Raw genomic sequence first — 16,394 nt, 5'->3', positions numbered from 1 at the left:
GTAAACCCTGACAGGATCAGGGGTCACGCCCTCGTCAAGTAGACAGGTGTACGTGCACCTTTATGTCTCGCCTTGATACAAGGCGCACCTCCCCATCCGTCCCAATCGCCCGCGGGGTGTCCGGTCCTTCCGCACCCGAGAACAAGCATTCAAGGGACTTGCGGTGATTGACAAGGGACTTTCGGATTTCTTGAACCTGGCCCGCTGGCTCGCGGCGCTGTGTGTGATGGTGTCGCACCTGCGTGACCGCTTGTTCGGGGCCTATGGCGAACTGAGCGATCCGAACCCGCTGTGGACCGCCTTCTATTTCGTCACCGGCTACGGGCACGAAGCGGTGGTGGTGTTTTTCGTGATCAGCGGCTTCCTGGTCGGCGGCATCACCTGGCAGCGCTGGTCCACGCAAGGGCCCGACGTGCCCCGCTACATGGCGGCCCGCTTTGCGCGCGTCTACACGGTGGTCGTGCCCGCCATCGCCTTGGGCCTGATGCTCGACCTGCTGGGCGCGCGTTTCTTCAACGCCTCCACCATCTATCCCCCGCCCGAACCGTTCGGCGTCGAGACGCTGGCGAATGTCCGGAACACGGACTGGATCACGGTGCTCGGCAACGTCTTCATGCTGCAAGAGATCGTCGTGGAAACGCCGGGGACCAACGGCGTGCTGTGGAGCATGTCTTACGAATGGTGGTACTACGTGCTGTTCGGGCTGCTGGGCGCCGCTGCGGCGATGCCGCGTCAGCGAAGCGCGCTCGGCTACGGGGTGCTGGGCCTTGCGGTCGCGGCCTTTTTGCCCCCCGGCATCCTGATGATGGGCTTGTTGTGGATGATCGGGGTCGGGGCCTGCCAGGCGTATCGCGCGGGTTGGCGGGTGCCGGCCCTGCTGGCCCTGCCTGCCTTCGGCGCGGTCCTGGTCGTGTTGCGGGTGCTGACGATCAAACATGATTTCGGCCTGAGCCTGGACCTCGTCAAGAAGCTCACGCTGTCGCTGAGCTTCGCGGCGTTGCTGCTGGTGAACTGGCGTCCTTCGGGCACGCGCATCTCACACCTGCACAAGGTGCTCGCCGACTCGTCGTTTTCGCTCTACATGACCCACTCGCCGATGATCGTGTTCCTGGCCGCCGTGGCCAATGACACGTTCGGCCTGCAATACCACCGCAGCGGCGACGCCGTGGGCTTGCTGTTGTTCGTGCTGTTCACCGCGGTGGTCTACGCCTACTCCTTCGTCTTCTGGCGGCTCTTCGAACGACACCACGGCAAGGTGTTCAAGTGGCTGACCTCGTGGCCCCGGGTCGCCGGCAAGCCGGCCTGAGCCCAGGCAGGCCGGCCCCGCGGGGGGCCCGGCCTCTTGCTGTGCTTCCTCACCTCACGCACTAGCAGCCGCCCCAGACCCACGAGCAGCCCCGGTCGCCAGGCGCGGCGGACCATAGCGGTCGGGCGACGTCGAGCCGCACTTCGGCGAAGGTTGCGCTGCTGCACGGGCCCGAAGACCATAACGGATGAGAAACACAGGGCCTTGCTGGCGCCGCAAGATACATCGCTGGCGTTCGCCCAGCGTCGCGCGAGCAGCGCGCAGAAGACTCAATGCCAAAGGGGCCCAGCGGACCAGACCGCGGGCAGCGTTTTGAAGTTCAGCGCAACGGGACGTCGTCGCGGCATCTCGACTCGGCGCTGCGCCCGGTCGCCGACGACACGTCTTCCAGACGGGCGCCCCTGGCGGGCCAGGGAGTGCCGCTCGAGGGGAGCGGGTCGATGAAAAGGGAGGCGGCCGGCGGCGAAGCGTAGCCCCGCCGTCAGCCCTTCGCCGAGGCCTCCCCGGCACGCTGCATCATCAGCGCCGCGCCGTTCGGCTCGCCGGCAGCACTGCCCTGCACATCAGGGCAGCCGGGTCCACCCCGGCCCCAAAGGCCGTGGCTGACGTGGACGCGGGGCGGCTCGCGCCTTCGCCGCGGCCGCAGCCGCGGCTTCGCGCCATTCGGCATCGGCGGTCATCGCGATCATCCCGAAGCCGAACACGAAGTAGGTGTAGATCAGCGTGTTGTCGGTCAGCAAGGTGAGGTTGACGTACAGCCACAGCACCTTGATCGGCCACGACTTCGTGCGGTAAGCGAGCCAGAAGAAGCCGGCCATGGCGAGGCCGCCATACTCCAGCACGATCTTCATCACGTCGTTGTGCAGGTTGCCCTTGTGGCCCCAGCTCGCCTTCGCCCGCATGATGTCGTAGACCCAGCCGGCGCCGCCGCCGACGAACACATAGCGCTCCAGGTGGGCTGTCAGTTCCATCGAGGGTCGGAAATACAGCACCCGCCGACCCATGCCGGCCTGGTTCGCGCTCATGCCGGTGAGGTCGAAGATCAGCTGGTCGAACTGGCCCATCGCGTACATCACGGCCAGGGTCACCGCCAACGCATTGAGCGAGATCATCACCACCGGGCTCAACAGCAGATTGCCCAGGCGGCGCGGCAGCAGCGTGACGAGCACGCACGCGATGACACCGAGCAAGGCGATACGCTTGAGGGTGAGCACCGTGAAAACCAGCGCGATCAGCGCTTCTTTCCACCGCTTGGTCACCACGGCCCAGACCGTGAGCATGCCGAACACGAAGCTGTAAGGCGACTCGAACGCCGACTTGGAACCGAGCACGTCGATCCCCGCATCGGCCGAGACGCGGCCGCCGGTGGCCTTGCTGAGGACGATGGCGACCACCGCACCGATCACCGCCACCATGAACACCGGCCACCAGCCGAAGCGGTAACGCTGCCCGAGCGCAAACGGCATCACCCCGATCAGGATCAGATAGATGTCTTGCAAACCGTCGCGGCCCGACAGCGGCCCCAGCATCGCGCCGACCACGACCAGCAGCAAAAACGGCCACAAGTGCTGGGGGAAGGTGCACTTTCCGAGCGCCAGACAGCCGACCAGGCCGATCAACGGAATCAGATAGGTGAAGTGCCTCAGCATCGGCAAGCTGAGGCTGAGCCAGAACGCGACGAGGCAGAAGACCATGTAGAGGTCTTCGATCATCAGGCCGCGGCGACGCAGAGGGCCGCCAAGATGAGGAGGCAAAAAGGTAATCATGGTGATCCAGCGTCGCCTGTGGCCTCCGCTGCCTGGGCCGGGTCGCCGTGCAGCGGCACCCGGGCAGCAGCGGCCTCACGACCCACGCATTTCCTCCTGAGGTGCGCGTCCTCCGTCGGCCAGCCACTGCACCAGCGGCCGGATCGAATGACGCCAGGCGAGATGTTCGACCGTCTGCACCACCGACTCGCTGGAATAGCGGTCGCGCTCCTGCACGAAGCGGTCGAGCGCCTCGGCGACGCCCGGCCCGGTCGCTTCCTTGATGAACAGGCCGTTGTGGGCGTTGACGACTTCGAGAAAACCGCCGACGCGGGTCGCGATCGCCGGCACACCGAGCGACAGCGCCAGCAGCAGCACGCCGCTCTGGTCGATGTGGCGGTACGGCAGGACGGCCGCATCGGCTGCGGCGAAGGCCTTCGCGATGATGTCTTCGTCGACGAAACCTTCGAACCACACCAGTTGCTTGCGCGCGGCCATCGCTTCCAATCGCCGGCGCATGTTGTTGCCGTACTCGTCCGGCGAGCAGCGGCCGGCGACGATCAGGGTGTAATCGGGACGGATATCGAGCGCGTCGAGCAGCAGTTCCAGTCCCTTGAACTGGGAGACATACCCGAAGAAGATGAAGGCCGGGCGACTCGGATCGGCACCGATGGCCGCTTTCGCCTGCACCTTCGTGAGCGGCAGGCGTTCCACCGCGTCGTTGAGCCCGTGCTCGACCTGCAGGATCTTATCGGCCGACACCTGGAACTGTTCGACCAGCGCTTTGGCGGTGCTGGTGGTATGCACGAGCAGCATGTGCGGGATGCGGTAGATGAGCCAGTAGATCACCTTCATCGTCGCGGTATGGCGGTCGTGCGGCAGGGTGTTGTGCACCGTCAGGGTCAACCGACGGGCGATCAGGCGCAGCAACAGCCCTTCGAGGATGCCCACAAACCACTCGGGCCGCAGCATGCCGATGATCATCACCGTCCCATGACGGTGGCGCCAGACCTCGCGCAGCAGCCGCAGATGGTAGAGCACCAGATCACGCGCCTTGCGCCATGCCGGCCGGCGCGAATCCTGCGAGCCGCGGATGTTCTTCAGCGTGACGCCCGGATGCAGCCGGGACGCGAGCGTGGTGTCGGACCCGAGCAGCACCACCGGCACACCGTTGCTGGCCAGGCCATTGGCAAAGCCGAGTTCATAGTGCGACTGGAAGCCGTGGGAAACGAGCAGGACGGCGTCGGAGTTCATAGGCTTTGTTTCTTGCGTCGGCGTTCACGAGCGGGCTTACAGACCCAGCACCCGACTCACGAGCCGGCCGACACGGTTGGAGGGAAGCCGCCCCCGCAGCACGCCGCACAACTCTTCTCCGATCAGCAGGCCACGCGTTGCCACCACCAAGGCCACCAACAGCAAGCCGACGAAGGCAAAACGCACGATGACGGCGGGCCGGGGGTAGGCCTCGAGCGGCAGCCAGCCGCTGAGCAGCCAGGCACCCACCGCAGCGGCGGCCAGCACCAGGCCGCCGGCCAATGCACGCGCAAAACGGCGGTGCGCCAGCCCGATGCGACGCGACAGCAGCAGATAGAGCATCAGCGACCGCAATGCGTGGGCGATCGGCACGAGCCAGACGGCGAGCGACAGCGGCAGCGCGCCGCTGACGGCGAAACCGAGCAGCAGCACGGTGGCCACCAGCAATTGCGAGGCGAGTTCCTTGCCCACCGAACCCGTGGCCCACATGAAGGACGCCGTGTTGGTTGCGAGCACATAGCAGGGCATCGCGACGGCAAAAGCCCGGAACAAGGGGATCGCCTCGATCCAGCGATCGCCATACAGCAGCAGGATCAACGGCTCCGATGCCACCGCCAACAACGCGAAGGCGGGCAGCAGCACCAAGGCCATACCGGCGCTGACGGCGCAATAGCCACGGCACAGCCGCTCGTTGTCGCTTTGCAGGCGCGAGGCCATGGCCAGCGACACCGAATGCACGGAATGGCTCAGCAGCGTGGCCGGTGCACGCGCCAGCCCCAGGGCGGCCGAATAGGCGCCCAGCGCGGTGACGCCCCAGATACGGCCGACGATGGCGCGGTCGAGGGTGTCGACCGCCCACGAAGCCAGCGCGCTGCCGAGCACCTTGGCGCTGTAGCTGCGCAGGCCGGCGCTCATCCGGAACAGCGGCCGCAGCGGATGACGCACGATGCTGTAGGCGGCCAGCACCGCGATGAACGACTGGCAGGCGAACGCGGCCACCAGCGACCAGACGCCCCACCCCGTCAGGGCCAGCGCGATGCCCAGCCCACCGAAGCTGGTGACATAGGCGCCCACCTGGATCAGCTGCCAGCGCTTCATGTCGAAGTTGCGCCGCATCAGGCTGGCGGGGATGTTGCACAGGCCCTGCAGCACGACCAACGGCCCGCACACCATCAGCGGGCCGGTCAAGGCCGGCTCGTCGAACAGCGAAGCCAGATAGGGGGCGGCGCCCATCAGCGCCAGGCCGACGATGCCGCCTTGCAGCAGCACGGCGCCGATGGCCTGCCGGATCGCGTCGTCGGTCACCTCCTGCATCTGGATCAGCGCGGCGCCCATGCCGCTCTCGGCCAGCAACCAGCCGAAACCGATCACGACCAGCAGCACCGCGAACTGGCCGTAGACCTGGGGGCCGAGCACGCGCGCGAGCACGACCTGCACCCCCAGCTGCGCCAAGGCCCGGGCGATCGCACCGGCGTAGTTCCACACCACCGCAGACAGGCTGCGTTGGGCGACGTTGGCCGTGTTCACCGCGAGCATGGGGTGGAACGCGAGTGACGCGACTCGCTGCGATGTGGGCGCGTCATCAGAGCGCCTTGAACGCTTGATAGGCCGCGGCCAGACCTTCACGCAGGCCTGTGCGCGCGGACCATCCCATCGCGTTCAGGCGCGAGACGTCCATCAGCTTTCGCGGCGTGCCGTCGGGCTTCGACGTGTCGAAGACCAAACGGCCGTCAAACCCCACCACCTCCGAGACCAGCTCGGCCAGCTCGCGGATGGTGACGTCGTTGCCGACCCCGATGTTGACCAGCGGGGGCTCGAACTTGCCGGTCTTCGATTCGTCGCTGCCCAGCAGGCCGTCGTACTTCTCGCTCGGCAAATTCATCAGGAAGACGCAGGCGTCGGCCATGTCGTCGCTGAAGAGGAACTCGCGGCGCGGGGTTCCGGTGCCCCATACCGTCACTTCGGCGGCGCCCTGCTGCTTGGCCTCGTGGAACTTGCGGATCAAGGCCGGGATGACGTGGCTGGTGTTGAGGTCGTAGTTGTCGCCCGGACCGTACAGGTTGGTCGGCATCACCGCGAGGTACTTGGTGCCGTACTGGCGGTTGTAGCTCCAGCACATCTCGACGCCGGCGATCTTGGCCAGCGCATAGGGACGGTTGGTGGGCTCGAGCGGGCCGGTCAGCAGCACGTCCTCGCGCATCGGCTGGGGTGCATGCTTGGGATAGATGCAGCTCGAGCCGAGGAACATCAAGCGCTGCACACCGTTCTGATAGGCCGCGTGGATGACGTTGCTCTGGATGGCCAGGTTGTCGCGAATGAAGTCGGCCGGATAGCTGTTGTTGGCGACGATGCCGCCGACCTTGGCAGCGGCGAGGAACACATAGTCGGGTCGCTCGCGTTCAAAGAAGGCGCGCGTCGCATGCGGGTCGCACAGGTCGAGCTCGGCGTGGGTGCGCAGCACCAGGTTGCGGAAACCCGCCCCCTGGAGATTGCGCACCAGCGCGGAGCCGACCAGGCCCCGGTGCCCTGCGACGTAGATCTTGGCGTCAGGCTGCATACCAGGCGGTCACTCGTGGTAGTCGTAGGCCTGGAAGCCGGCCATCTTGACCAGCGAATCGCGACGCGCGGCCGTGTAATCGCTCTCGATCATCTCCTTGACCAGTTCCTGGAAGGTGATCCGGGGCGTCCAACCCAGGCGTTCCTTGGCCCGGGTCGGGTCGCCCAACAGCGTCTCGACTTCGGTCGGACGGAAATAACGCGGATCGACCCGCACGATGACGTCGCCGACCTTGCACTTGGCCCGGTCACCCTCGACCTTGCTGACGATGCCGACCTCGTTCTCGCCCTCACCTTCGAACGCGACGGTGATGCCGAGCTCCTTGGCCGCGAATTCGACGAACTGGCGTACGCTGTATTGCTGGCCGGTGGCGATCACGAAGTCTTCCGCGTGGTCTTGCTGCAGCATCATCCACTGCATCTCGACGTAGTCGCGCGCGTGGCCCCAGTCGCGCAGGGCGCTCATGTTGCCGAGGTAGAGGCAGTCCTGCAGGCCCAGCGCCACGCGGGCGATGGCTCGCGTGATCTTGCGCGTGACGAAGGTTTCGCCACGCAGCGGGCTCTCGTGGTTGAACAGCACGCCGTTGCAGGCGTACATGCCGTAGGCTTCGCGGTAGTTGACCGTGATCCAGTAGGCGTAGAGCTTGGCGACCGCATACGGGCTGCGCGGGTAGAAGGGGGTGGTCTCCTTCTGCGGGATCTCCTGCACCAGGCCGTACAACTCCGACGTCGACGCCTGGTAGAAGCGCGTCTTCTTCTCGAGGCCGAGGATGCGGATGGCTTCGAGCAGACGCAGTGCGCCGATGCCGTCGGCATTGGCCGTGTACTCGGGCTCTTCGAAGCTCACCGCCACGTGGCTCTGCGCTGCCAGGTTGTAGATCTCGTCGGGCTGCACCTTCTGCACGATGCGCAGCAGGCTGGTCGAGTCGGTCAGATCCCCGTAGTGCAGGATGAAGTTGCGGTTGTCGACGTGGGGATCCTGGTACAGGTGGTCGATGCGGTCGGTGTTGAAGAGCGAACTGCGGCGTTTGATGCCATGCACCTCGTAGCCCTTCTTCAGCAGGAACTCCGAGAGATACGCGCCGTCTTGGCCGGTCACACCCGTGATCAGGGCGATTTTCTTTTGAGTCATCGTACGTCGTTGGTTAACGGTTCGAGGAGCCGCGGTGCAGGTCACCGCGGCCTCGTCTCAGGGCTGCTGTTGTTGGCCTGCGGCGCCAAACAGCCGAGACTGGTATTCGGGCGACATGGCCGCAGCGGCGTCGCGCAAAAAGGCCGTCTGGATGTCGTAAGCCCGGGTGGTGTCGGTGTCGAGCGACGACACCCGCACCAGCATGCCGTCCGGGATACGCCCGCGCAGGCCATAGGTCAGCTGCATCAACTTCCACTGTGTGTCGTTGTTGGCGACCTTGTCGCCCACCACGATCCAGTAGAGCACTGGCTCGGTGCGCCCGCCCATGCGGGTCAACACCTTGCGCACCGGCAGGTTGCGCCCCAGCAGCTCCATCTGGTCGCGCTGCACCGACAAGACCTGGAAGCCTTGAGCGGGATAGCAAACTTCGGGCCGGTGCACTTGCATGCCGTCGGTCTGATCGCCGCCGTAGGCGATCGACAGCATCACGCGTTCACCGCGGCTGTTGACATAGGTGCGGGACAGCACCTGGCTGTAGATGCGCTCGATGGTGGCCTGCACGTCGGGCGACGGCAGCACCACCGGCACGCGCTCGTCGATGCTCCAGTCGCCGAACTTCTTCGGGAAGCCGACTTCGAGATTCACCTTGGGCCCGCCGTCGGCCACCCGTACCGTGGGCCGTGCCACGACCGCCATCGCGGCGGCCAGCATCATCAGTCCGGCCACGAGCCAGACACGCATTTGGGAGGTCATGCCGGAACTCCTTTCTTGCGCTGGAACAGCCCGAGCAAGCCGTCGAAGCTGAACAACAAGGTCAAGGCGATGACGAACAACACCATGCCGGCCGCGCCGTGGATGAAGCCCTGCCCCGCTTCGTCGCCGAAGTGGTAGGTGACCAGCACGAGGATCATCACCCGCACCGAATTGGCCAGGAAGGCGATCGGCAGGATGCTGGCGAGGATGGCGATGTTGCGCCACCGGCTGGTGTGCTTCATCAGGTAGACGTACAGCAGGCCGAGCGCCGACAGGCTGAACATGCTGTTGAGGCCGGAGCAGGCGTCGGCCACCAGCAACTGGTATTGGCCGATCGTCAGCACCACACCGCTGCGGGCGATCGGGTAGCCCGCCTCATAGAGCAGGTTCTCGGCCACCACCGACACCGTCCGCTTGAGCGGGCCGGTGAGGCTGTCGATCACCGCCGCCGGCAGCGGCACCATGAAGACCAGGAACAGGATCGGGAAGGTCACCACGCGCACCGCCCGCCAGCCGAACAGCACGGCGATGCCCCCGGTGAGCAACGGGATCTGAGACCCGACCTCGAACAGCAGGATCTGCTGCGAGCGGCCGACCACGTAGAGCAGCAAGCCGAACACCAGCACCGCCCACGCCAGCTTGGAGCGTCCACCGTCTTCGGCGGCCGCGACGAACTCGTCCCGCTTCTGCCAGAAGATCCAGAGCGAGACGGCAAGAATCAGCGGTCCGTGCCCCTGCTCCTCGCTTTTCCAAATGGTCTTGGACAGCTCGAGGAACGTCGGCACATAGAGGACCAGCAGCCCCGCCACAAGAGGCACAGCCCAGGCCAACCATGGCCGCCGCGTGGCGGGGAGAGGCATCGTCGTTTGCATCATCAATGCTCGTTCATGATGACACCCGCCAACTTGGCGGGGCTACCGCTGATCGTCGCCACCAGGTCCTGCAGCCGGCTCACCTTGGACTTGCCTTGCCGCGCCACCACCAGGGCCGACCCGCATTTCGCGGCGATCACCGTCGCGTCGGAGCCGTAAACGGCGGCCGGCGTGTCGACGATGACGTGGTCGAACTTGGTCAGCAACTCGCGCATCAGCAAGCCGAAGGCCGGCCGCTCGACCAACTCCGAAGGGTTGGGCGGCGTGATGCCGACCGGCAGCACGAACAGGCTGGGCAGGTTGGGCACGTGCTTGATCACGTTGGTCTCGGCCCGGCCCGACAAGATGCCGGACAGGCCCGAGGAACTGTCGAGCTCGAACACTTCGTGCTGACGCGGGCCGCGCAGATCGGCGTCCACCAGCAGGGTGCGGCCGCCCAGTTGCGACAGCACCACCGCCAGGTTGGCCGAGAAGAAGGTCTTGCCGTCGCCCGAGTCGGGGCTGATGATGGCCAGCGCCCGGCGCGGCTCATCGTTGGTGAAGACCCGCATCATCAACTGGCTGCGGATGGCCCGGAAGGCCTCGGCCTGGTGCGAGAAAGGCTGCGTCGCCGTCACCAGTTCCGACCCCAGCTGCCGGCGATCGTCCGGCGCGTAGGGATAGTGGAACTGCTGCGACAACGCGAACATCACGTCGTCGTCGCTCGCCAGGCCCAGCGCGACCACGGCCTCGCCGAAGCGCACGCCCTTCTCGCGCTGGAACTGCAGCACTTGGTCGACCTGTTCGGCCGACAGATTTTTCTTGCGACGGATGATGTCGCCGATGGGACGGTCGTGCACGGCCGTCGGCTTCACGTCTTCTACCGGGTTGGGCACCGGGTGAAGATGCGGAGCCGCTGCACTGGCATCGCGAAAGGTGGCCATTCACGCTCCCTTCGGGCGAGGCAGTTGACCGAGGACGCGCCTCGGGATCATGGCGTTGCCGCCGCTTCCGCGGAACAGCAGCTTGCGCCGCAACGGCTTGGGCATCACGCCCAGCACGGGCAGACCGAGCAGTTGCACCACGTCCTCGTAAGAACGGGCACGACGGTCGAGCAGTTCGAGCAGGAAGCTGGCGGCCACTGCGAGCACCGAGCCCACAGCCAGCGCCATCATCATGATCAACATCACCTTGGGCGACGACGGTGCCGCCGGCTCGACCGCCGGGCTGAGGACCGAGGCGTTGGTGGTGTTGGTGTGGCTCTCGAGGCTGGTCTGGTTCAGGCGCGCGAGCACCGCGTCGTAGGCACGCTGGGCGTTCTCGACGTCCTTGACCAGCACCATCGCCTCGTCACGCCGCTCACGCATCTTCAGCAGCAGCTCGCGCTGGGCATCCAGTGCGGCGCGCACTTCGGCCTCGCGCAGGCGGTTGATGTTGTTGCTCACCGAGACCCCGCCGGTGACGCGACGCGTCTCGCCCTCGATGCGGCCACGCAGCGCGTTGATGCTGGCCTGCGCCTCGATCACCTGCGGATGGCTGTTGCCGTAACGTGCGCTCAACTCTTGCAGTTTCACTTCCTGGCGGTCCAGGTCACCTTTGAGGCTGGCGATCAGGGGGTTTTGCAGCACATCGGGCGTCTCGCTCGCCGACGTCTTCGCCTGGTTCTGACGGCTGCTGGTGTCTGCCGCCAGTGCCTGGATGGCCACCAGCTGCGACGACAACTCCTGCAGACGGGCGCTCTCGATGTCGAGGCGTTCGTCGGTCGCCACCAAGCCGTGCTCCTTCTGGTAAGCCGACAAGCGCGCCTGGGCCCCTTCGAGCTGCGCACGCAACTCCTTCGCACGGGTGTCGAAGAAGGACGAGTACTGCTTGGCGGGTTCGACGCGCAGATCGAGGTTGGTGTCGATGTAGGCCTGCACGAAGGCATTGGTCAACAACGCGGAGAACTTCGGATCGACCGACTGGTAGTTCACCGACAACACGTTCGAATCGCCGGACGGCTTGACCTCGAGCTTGCGCAGCAAGGCCTTCGCCAACCAGGATTCGACGCTGCTGCCGGTGCCACCGGTCGCTTCGCGCCACTGCTCGACCGTCTGGGGGTTTTCCGCCAGACGCAGGTTGCGCACCACACGCTGCGCCACCCGCTCGCTGCGCACGATCTCGAGTTGGGTCAGCAGGTAGTTCGGCGTACCCGGCAAGATCATCCCCGCGACCGGATCGGGCGAGCGGACGTCGACCAGCACGGTCGCCGTGGCCGTGTACTCCTTGTCGAGCATGAACACCGCCCCGGTGGCGCCGCCGACCACAACGAGGAAGACCGCCAGCGCGACCTTCCAGCGCGCCAGCAGGATGGAGAAGAACTGACCCAAAGACATCACGTCACCTTCTTAGAACAGGCTTTCGCGCACGTAGACGACGTCGCCGTCGCGCAAAAGGTCTTCCATTGTCGGCTGGATCACCTGCACTTTGCCGTCAGGACCGCGGCGGTGCACGCGCAGGCCCCTTTCGGTGCCGCGCTGCGTCAGGCCGCCACCGGTCGCCAGGGCTTGCATCACCGTCAGGTTGCGCTCGAGGCGCAGCGCACCGGGACGTTGCACCTCGCCGTAGATGTAGACGGTGGGCATGCGGTCCACGTACACCACGTCGCCGTTCTGCAGCACGATGTCGTCGCTCGTCTTGCCGGACACGAAGATGTTCGGCAGGCTGACTTCGGCGCGGAACGGCTTGTTGCCGCGGGTGCCGTTGACGACGATGGTGTCGGCGCCGGTGCCGGCAATGCCGCCGGCCATGGCCAGCAAGTCGGTCAGCTTGGTGTTGGCCATCTCGAGCGGATAGCGGCCCGGCCGGTTGACCTGGCCCAGCACCGACACCTGGTTGCCACGCACCTGCACGATCAGGATCGAAACCTGCGGCTGCTTGACGAAGTTGCCGCTACGCAAGCCCTCGGCAATGCGCTTTTCGGCCTGCACGATCGTCAAACCGCCCAGTTGCACCTGGCCCAGCAGCGGGTAGGTCACGCTGCCGGATTCGTTGACGCGGGTCTCGAGCGTCAGGTCGGGGCTTTGGAACACATTGATGCGCACCACGTCCCCGGGGCCGATCACGTATTCACGCGCGGTGGTCCCCTGGGCGCCGACACCGGTGAAGGTCAGCAGGAGAAAAAGCGCAGCAATCCATCGACGAAGAGAAAAAAACATCATTTCAGTCCAGACAAACCTTTGCTGATCGCGGCATCGTTGCCTGCCGCGGCGGAGCCGGCTGGTGCCGGAGCGGGCGCTGCTGCCGCAGAGGCTGCGTCGCCCTTGGCGGGTGCAGCCTGGGCGAACTTGCCCACGTACTGAATTTCAGCGTTCTTGCGCAGCGCCTTGATTTCGTCCTCGACCACCTTGCGCTTGCGCTCGTTGAGGATGAACTGTTCGATCGCAGGGCGCGCCTTGATCTCGTCGACCGGCATTTCGCGCGACGCCACCAGCACGATGGCCTGCACGCCGTTTTCGGTCGGCACCATCATGGCCTGGCCGTCCTTCATCTGATGGAAGGCGTCGAGCATGTTCAGCGGCAACTGCTCGGCCGCACGTGCCGCCTGGTTGACACCGAACTTGATGTTGTTGGCTTTCAAGTACTCGAGGAATTCGCCGGTGGACTTGGCGCTCTTCAACTGCTCCTGCAAAACCGGGAGCTGCGCCTTGTCGGTTTGGATGGCGATCTCTTGCAAGTTATAGACCCGACGCTGGCTGAACAGGGCCGGTTTCGCCTGGTAGTAAGACCGCACCTCCTCCGGAGACGGTTTGGAGGCGGCCTCGGCGACCTTTTCGAGATACACGCGCGACAGAATCTCGCGTTTGGCGGCGTCCATGGCCTGAACCACGCGCGGGTCGCGGTCGAGCTTCATTTCCTCGGCCTTCTGTACCGCCAGTTGCTGGTCGATCAAACGCTCCAGCACGGTGCGGCTGGCGCCCTCGGCCTGCTCGGGTTTGAGGCCCGGCTGGCGTTGGAGCATGTGGTTGATCTGGTGAACCGAGATCTCAGTCTTGTTGACCTTCGCGGCCACTTGGCTGGCCGGCTTGTCCTTCTCTTCGCCGCAAGCGGCGAGAAGCACGGACACGACCACGGCAGATGTGACGGCGATGCTGCGCATGGCCGTAACAGCGACAGGACGACGCATGGTGCTCATCTTCGAAACTGCTCCCTGCACCTGAGAGGGTGCTGATTGCTTGTCAAGTCTTGCTTGACCAGGATTTCCACTATTGCGCGGACGATCAACCCTGCGGCTGGCGTGATACCCGCCCGCAGAGCGAAGACGAGTGTACCGGTGCGACTTCCGACCTAGGTAACCCCTGGTTAAGGGGCTTTGCGGAAACAAAAAGTCTCAGACGCTGCAGAAACATCTAGCCTAAAAGGCCGCGATGACAAGGCGTTGACGCGAACGTGCCAACCCGAGGGGCGGCGGCCCTGTCCGGGCCTGCGTCTTATTGCAGGGCTTGGACCCCCGCCAGCAACCAGCCGGAGGATCCGTCACGCGGTTTGGTGAGATTCCAAACCTCCCGAAAAGGGGCTGCACCGGATGTGATTTCTTCCCGGATCATGCCGGAAAACTCGACGCTGGCGAGGAAGGTGGTGCCCACATCTTCGACGCCGAGCAGTTCGGCCTGCAGGGTCACCACGTCGGTGCGGTTGGGCTGGTCGCCGCGTTCCGCCAATTGCAGGCGGATGTGGCCGAGCATGTCGTCGGTCATCAGCGCCCGCAACGCCTCGAGGTCGGCCCGGTCCCAGGCTTCCTGGAGGAGCACAAAGTTACGTTTGGCCGACTGCAAGAAGCCGGCCGCGTCGAAGCCCTTCGGCACCCCCCAGCGAAACTCGCCGGTGCGCGAGGCCACCTCGTCGATGCCGCCACTGGGGCCGTAGTGCACACTCGACTCCGGCGCCAAGGACGCCGGCTCATAGCCGCTGGCGGCAAACGACGAACGGCCGCCCGAGCGCGGTTTGGTCTGCGGTCCGTCCTGGAATGCGAGCGGCGCCCCGCCACCCGGCAAGAAACGCCGCGCCGCGCGCCACAAGCCCCAACCCAGGGCCCCGAGCAGCACCAGCGCCAGTCCGGCCACCGTCCAATCGGCCACGCCCGCGCCCACTCCCAGCCGGGCCAGCAGCGCAGACAGGCCCAGTCCGCTGGCCAACCCTCCGATCCACGCCCGCTCCTGGCCGGCGTCGGACCGGTCGAGCGATTCGGCCGCCGCTGGCAACCCTGCCCGGAATTCCTCCTCGCCGCCTCTCTGCATGCCCGCGGCCGTCGCGCCGCCGGACCAGGTCGCACCCCTGGCACCGCTGTCGGCGGAGGGCTGCGCGCCCGTTTCGCCCGACGCCAGTCGCGCGGCGGCGGCCGGGCCACCGAACGGACCGAGCAGCGCCGCGCAGCAGAAGGACAACACGAGCTTGTACAGATTCATGACACCAAGCCGGCTCCGGCGACCATCACGCGCCGCCGCCGGCCTCCTCAACACTTGATCCCGACGTGCAACGCGACCACCCCGGCCGTCAGGTTGTGAACATCCACATGGCCGAAACCGGCCGTCTTCATCATGCCCTTCAACTCCTGCTGGCCCGGGTGCATGCGGATCGACTCGGCAAGGTAGCGATAGCTCTGCGCGTCGCCGGCGATCCACTGCCCCAGACGCGGCAGGACGTTGAACGAATACCAGTCGTAGGCCTTTTCGAGCGGCCGGGCGACCTTGGAGAACTCGAGCACCAGCAGCTTGCCGCCCGGCTTGAGCACACGGCACATCTCGGCCAGCGCCTTGTCTTTGTGGGTCATGTTGCGCAACCCGAAGGCGACGCTGACGATGTCGAAGCTGTTGGGGGCGAAGGGCAGCGTCTCGGCGTCGCAGATCGAGGTCGGCAGCACCACACCCTGGTCGAGCAGCCGGTCGCGGCCGACGCGCAGCATCGCCTCGTTGATGTCGGTGTGCACCACGCAGCCCGCGCTGCCGACCCGTTTGGCGAAGGCGGCGGCGAGGTCGCCGGTGCCGCCGGCGATGTCGAGCACACGCTGGCCTTCGCGCGCGCCGGAGACGGCCACCGTGTAAGCCTTCCAGGCACGGTGCAGCCCCATCGACATCAGGTCGTTCATCACGTCGTACTTCGACGCCACCGAGTCGAACACGCCGCGCACGCGCCGCGCCTTCTCGGCCTCTTCGACCGTCTCGAAACCAAAATGGGTGCTGCTCATATATAAGAAGTGATCCTAAGTGCCCGAGTGAGCCATTTTTTCCACAACCCCGCACATGAATGGGTGATCAACCCACCCATTCAGGCGAACTGAGGTGAAAAACATACAAAAGGGCGATGTAAAGACGTCACGGACCGGCATGTCAACGCGTCGACCCGCCGGTGCCACACCCCGGGGCGCGCGGATCGGGCATCGGTGCGTCTCGGTCCACGCCGGCCTGTTGCAGGCGGGCCAGATAGTCCGACCAGTAGCGGTCTTGCTCCGCGCCGAGCTGGTAGAGGTAGTCCCACGAGAAGATGCCGCTGTCGTGTCCGTCGCTGAAGGTCGGCTGCAAGGCGTAATGGCCGACGGGCTGCACCCCGATGATCTCCACCTCGCGTTTCCCGGTCTGCAGCACCTCCTGGCCCGGCCCGTGGCCCTTCACCTCGGCCGACGGCGAGCACACGCGCAGCAACTCGAACGGAATCTCGAAACGCTTGCCGTCCGAAAAGGCGATTTCGAGCCGGCGCGTTTGCTGATGCACCGTGATGTCGGTGGGCAGAGGTGAGTCTTTTTGAAGGCCGGCCATGGGAAA

The 16,394-nt window shown here is 65.7% G+C and carries 15 protein-coding genes; 1 reads left to right on the top strand and 14 read right to left on the bottom strand.

Annotation, left to right across the window (positions count from 1 at the left end):
- Positions 1-163 precede the first annotated feature (163 nt).
- Positions 164-1,306 (top strand): acyltransferase family protein, encoded by a 1,143-nt coding sequence (locus AAW51_RS06115; protein WP_157359633.1) that lies wholly within the window; start codon positions 164-166, stop codon positions 1,304-1,306.
- A 563-nt stretch (positions 1,307-1,869) separates the two neighbouring features.
- On the opposite strand, the gene AAW51_RS06110 is transcribed toward AAW51_RS06115, so the two are convergent.
- The 14 genes from AAW51_RS06110 to AAW51_RS06045 all read right to left on the bottom strand — a co-directional run bounded on the left by AAW51_RS06110 (position 1,870) and on the right by AAW51_RS06045 (position 16,388).
- Entirely contained in the window at positions 1,870-3,072 is a 1,203-nt protein-coding gene (locus AAW51_RS06110; RefSeq protein WP_157359632.1) for a hypothetical protein, read from the bottom strand.
- 75 nt (positions 3,073-3,147) lie between these two features.
- Positions 3,148-4,305 carry a glycosyltransferase gene (locus tag AAW51_RS06105; protein ID WP_047193899.1) on the bottom strand — a complete coding sequence of 386 codons (1,158 nt, stop codon included), beginning with the start codon at positions 4,303-4,305 and terminating at the stop codon, positions 3,148-3,150.
- A 36-nt stretch (positions 4,306-4,341) separates the two neighbouring features.
- Complete coding sequence (locus AAW51_RS06100; RefSeq protein WP_047193898.1) at positions 4,342-5,841, bottom strand: lipopolysaccharide biosynthesis protein; 1,500 nt, start codon at positions 5,839-5,841, stop codon at positions 4,342-4,344.
- A gap of 46 nt (positions 5,842-5,887) precedes the next feature.
- Positions 5,888-6,862 carry a GDP-L-fucose synthase family protein gene (locus AAW51_RS06095; protein ID WP_047193897.1) on the bottom strand — a complete coding sequence of 325 codons (975 nt, stop codon included), beginning with the start codon at positions 6,860-6,862 and terminating at the stop codon, positions 5,888-5,890.
- Positions 6,863-6,871: 9 nt separating this feature from the next.
- Positions 6,872-7,993, bottom strand: coding sequence for a GDP-mannose 4,6-dehydratase (gene gmd / locus AAW51_RS06090; protein WP_047193896.1), 1,122 nt, complete (start codon positions 7,991-7,993; stop codon positions 6,872-6,874).
- A gap of 57 nt (positions 7,994-8,050) precedes the next feature.
- Entirely contained in the window at positions 8,051-8,746 is a 696-nt protein-coding gene (gene epsI / locus AAW51_RS06085; protein ID WP_047193895.1) for an exosortase-associated protein EpsI, B-type, read from the bottom strand.
- On the bottom strand, positions 8,743-9,621 hold the full coding sequence (gene xrtB / locus AAW51_RS06080; RefSeq protein WP_157359631.1) for an exosortase B: 879 nt from the start codon (positions 9,619-9,621) through the stop codon (positions 8,743-8,745). The genes epsI and xrtB overlap by 4 nt, the downstream gene beginning before the upstream one ends.
- Positions 9,621-10,541: a polysaccharide biosynthesis tyrosine autokinase gene (locus AAW51_RS06075; RefSeq protein ID WP_053013372.1), complete on the bottom strand. Its 921-nt coding sequence runs from the start codon at positions 10,539-10,541 to the stop codon at positions 9,621-9,623. Before AAW51_RS06075 ends, xrtB begins: the two co-directional genes overlap by 1 nt.
- A complete protein-coding gene (gene epsF / locus AAW51_RS06070; protein ID WP_047193894.1) occupies positions 10,542-11,972 on the bottom strand; it encodes a chain length determinant protein EpsF in 1,431 nt (476 codons plus the stop codon). It lies immediately after the preceding gene.
- 12 nt (positions 11,973-11,984) lie between these two features.
- On the bottom strand, positions 11,985-12,797 hold the full coding sequence (gene epsE / locus AAW51_RS06065; protein ID WP_053013371.1) for a polysaccharide export protein EpsE: 813 nt from the start codon (positions 12,795-12,797) through the stop codon (positions 11,985-11,987).
- Complete coding sequence (locus tag AAW51_RS06060) at positions 12,794-13,960, bottom strand: EpsD family peptidyl-prolyl cis-trans isomerase (RefSeq protein ID WP_238947771.1); 1,167 nt, start codon at positions 13,958-13,960, stop codon at positions 12,794-12,796. The genes epsE and AAW51_RS06060 overlap by 4 nt, the downstream gene beginning before the upstream one ends.
- 106 nt (positions 13,961-14,066) lie before the next feature.
- A complete protein-coding gene (locus tag AAW51_RS06055) occupies positions 14,067-15,092 on the bottom strand; it encodes a Tim44 domain-containing protein (protein ID WP_157359630.1) in 1,026 nt (341 codons plus the stop codon).
- Complete coding sequence (gene ubiE / locus AAW51_RS06050) at positions 15,089-15,820, bottom strand: bifunctional demethylmenaquinone methyltransferase/2-methoxy-6-polyprenyl-1,4-benzoquinol methylase UbiE (RefSeq protein WP_047193892.1); 732 nt, start codon at positions 15,818-15,820, stop codon at positions 15,089-15,091. Before ubiE ends, AAW51_RS06055 begins: the two co-directional genes overlap by 4 nt.
- Positions 15,821-15,962: 142 nt before the next feature.
- Positions 15,963-16,388: a gamma-butyrobetaine hydroxylase family protein gene (locus AAW51_RS06045; protein WP_047193891.1), complete on the bottom strand. Its 426-nt coding sequence runs from the start codon at positions 16,386-16,388 to the stop codon at positions 15,963-15,965.
- Between the last annotated feature and the right edge of the window lie 6 nt (positions 16,389-16,394).

The sequence above is a fragment of the Caldimonas brevitalea genome, from assembly GCF_001017435.1.
GTDB classification, from domain to species: domain Bacteria; phylum Pseudomonadota; class Gammaproteobacteria; order Burkholderiales; family Burkholderiaceae_C; genus Caldimonas; species Caldimonas brevitalea.
This window is presented reverse-complemented; position numbering and strand designations above follow the sequence as displayed.

Bases quoted from the DNA above. Each gene is read 5' to 3' on its own strand.
- AAW51_RS06110 (WP_157359632.1), bottom strand. From the start codon at position 3,072: ATGATTACCTTTTTGCCTCCTCATCTTGGCGGCCCTCTGCGTCGCCGC.
- AAW51_RS06105 (WP_047193899.1), bottom strand. From the start codon at position 4,305: ATGAACTCCGACGCCGTCCTGCTCGTTTCCCACGGCTTCCAGTCGCAC.
- AAW51_RS06100 (WP_047193898.1), bottom strand. From the start codon at position 5,841: ATGCTCGCGGTGAACACGGCCAACGTCGCCCAACGCAGCCTGTCTGCG.
- AAW51_RS06095 (WP_047193897.1), bottom strand. From the start codon at position 6,862: ATGCAGCCTGACGCCAAGATCTACGTCGCAGGGCACCGGGGCCTGGTC.
- gmd (WP_047193896.1), bottom strand. From the start codon at position 7,993: ATGACTCAAAAGAAAATCGCCCTGATCACGGGTGTGACCGGCCAAGAC.
- epsI (WP_047193895.1), bottom strand. From the start codon at position 8,746: ATGACCTCCCAAATGCGTGTCTGGCTCGTGGCCGGACTGATGATGCTG.
- xrtB (WP_157359631.1), bottom strand. From the start codon at position 9,621: ATGATGCAAACGACGATGCCTCTCCCCGCCACGCGGCGGCCATGGTTG.
- AAW51_RS06075 (WP_053013372.1), bottom strand. From the start codon at position 10,541: ATGGCCACCTTTCGCGATGCCAGTGCAGCGGCTCCGCATCTTCACCCG.
- epsF (WP_047193894.1), bottom strand. From the start codon at position 11,972: ATGTCTTTGGGTCAGTTCTTCTCCATCCTGCTGGCGCGCTGGAAGGTC.
- epsE (WP_053013371.1), bottom strand. From the start codon at position 12,797: ATGATGTTTTTTTCTCTTCGTCGATGGATTGCTGCGCTTTTTCTCCTG.
- ubiE (WP_047193892.1), bottom strand. From the start codon at position 15,820: ATGAGCAGCACCCATTTTGGTTTCGAGACGGTCGAAGAGGCCGAGAAG.
- AAW51_RS06045 (WP_047193891.1), bottom strand. From the start codon at position 16,388: ATGGCCGGCCTTCAAAAAGACTCACCTCTGCCCACCGACATCACGGTG.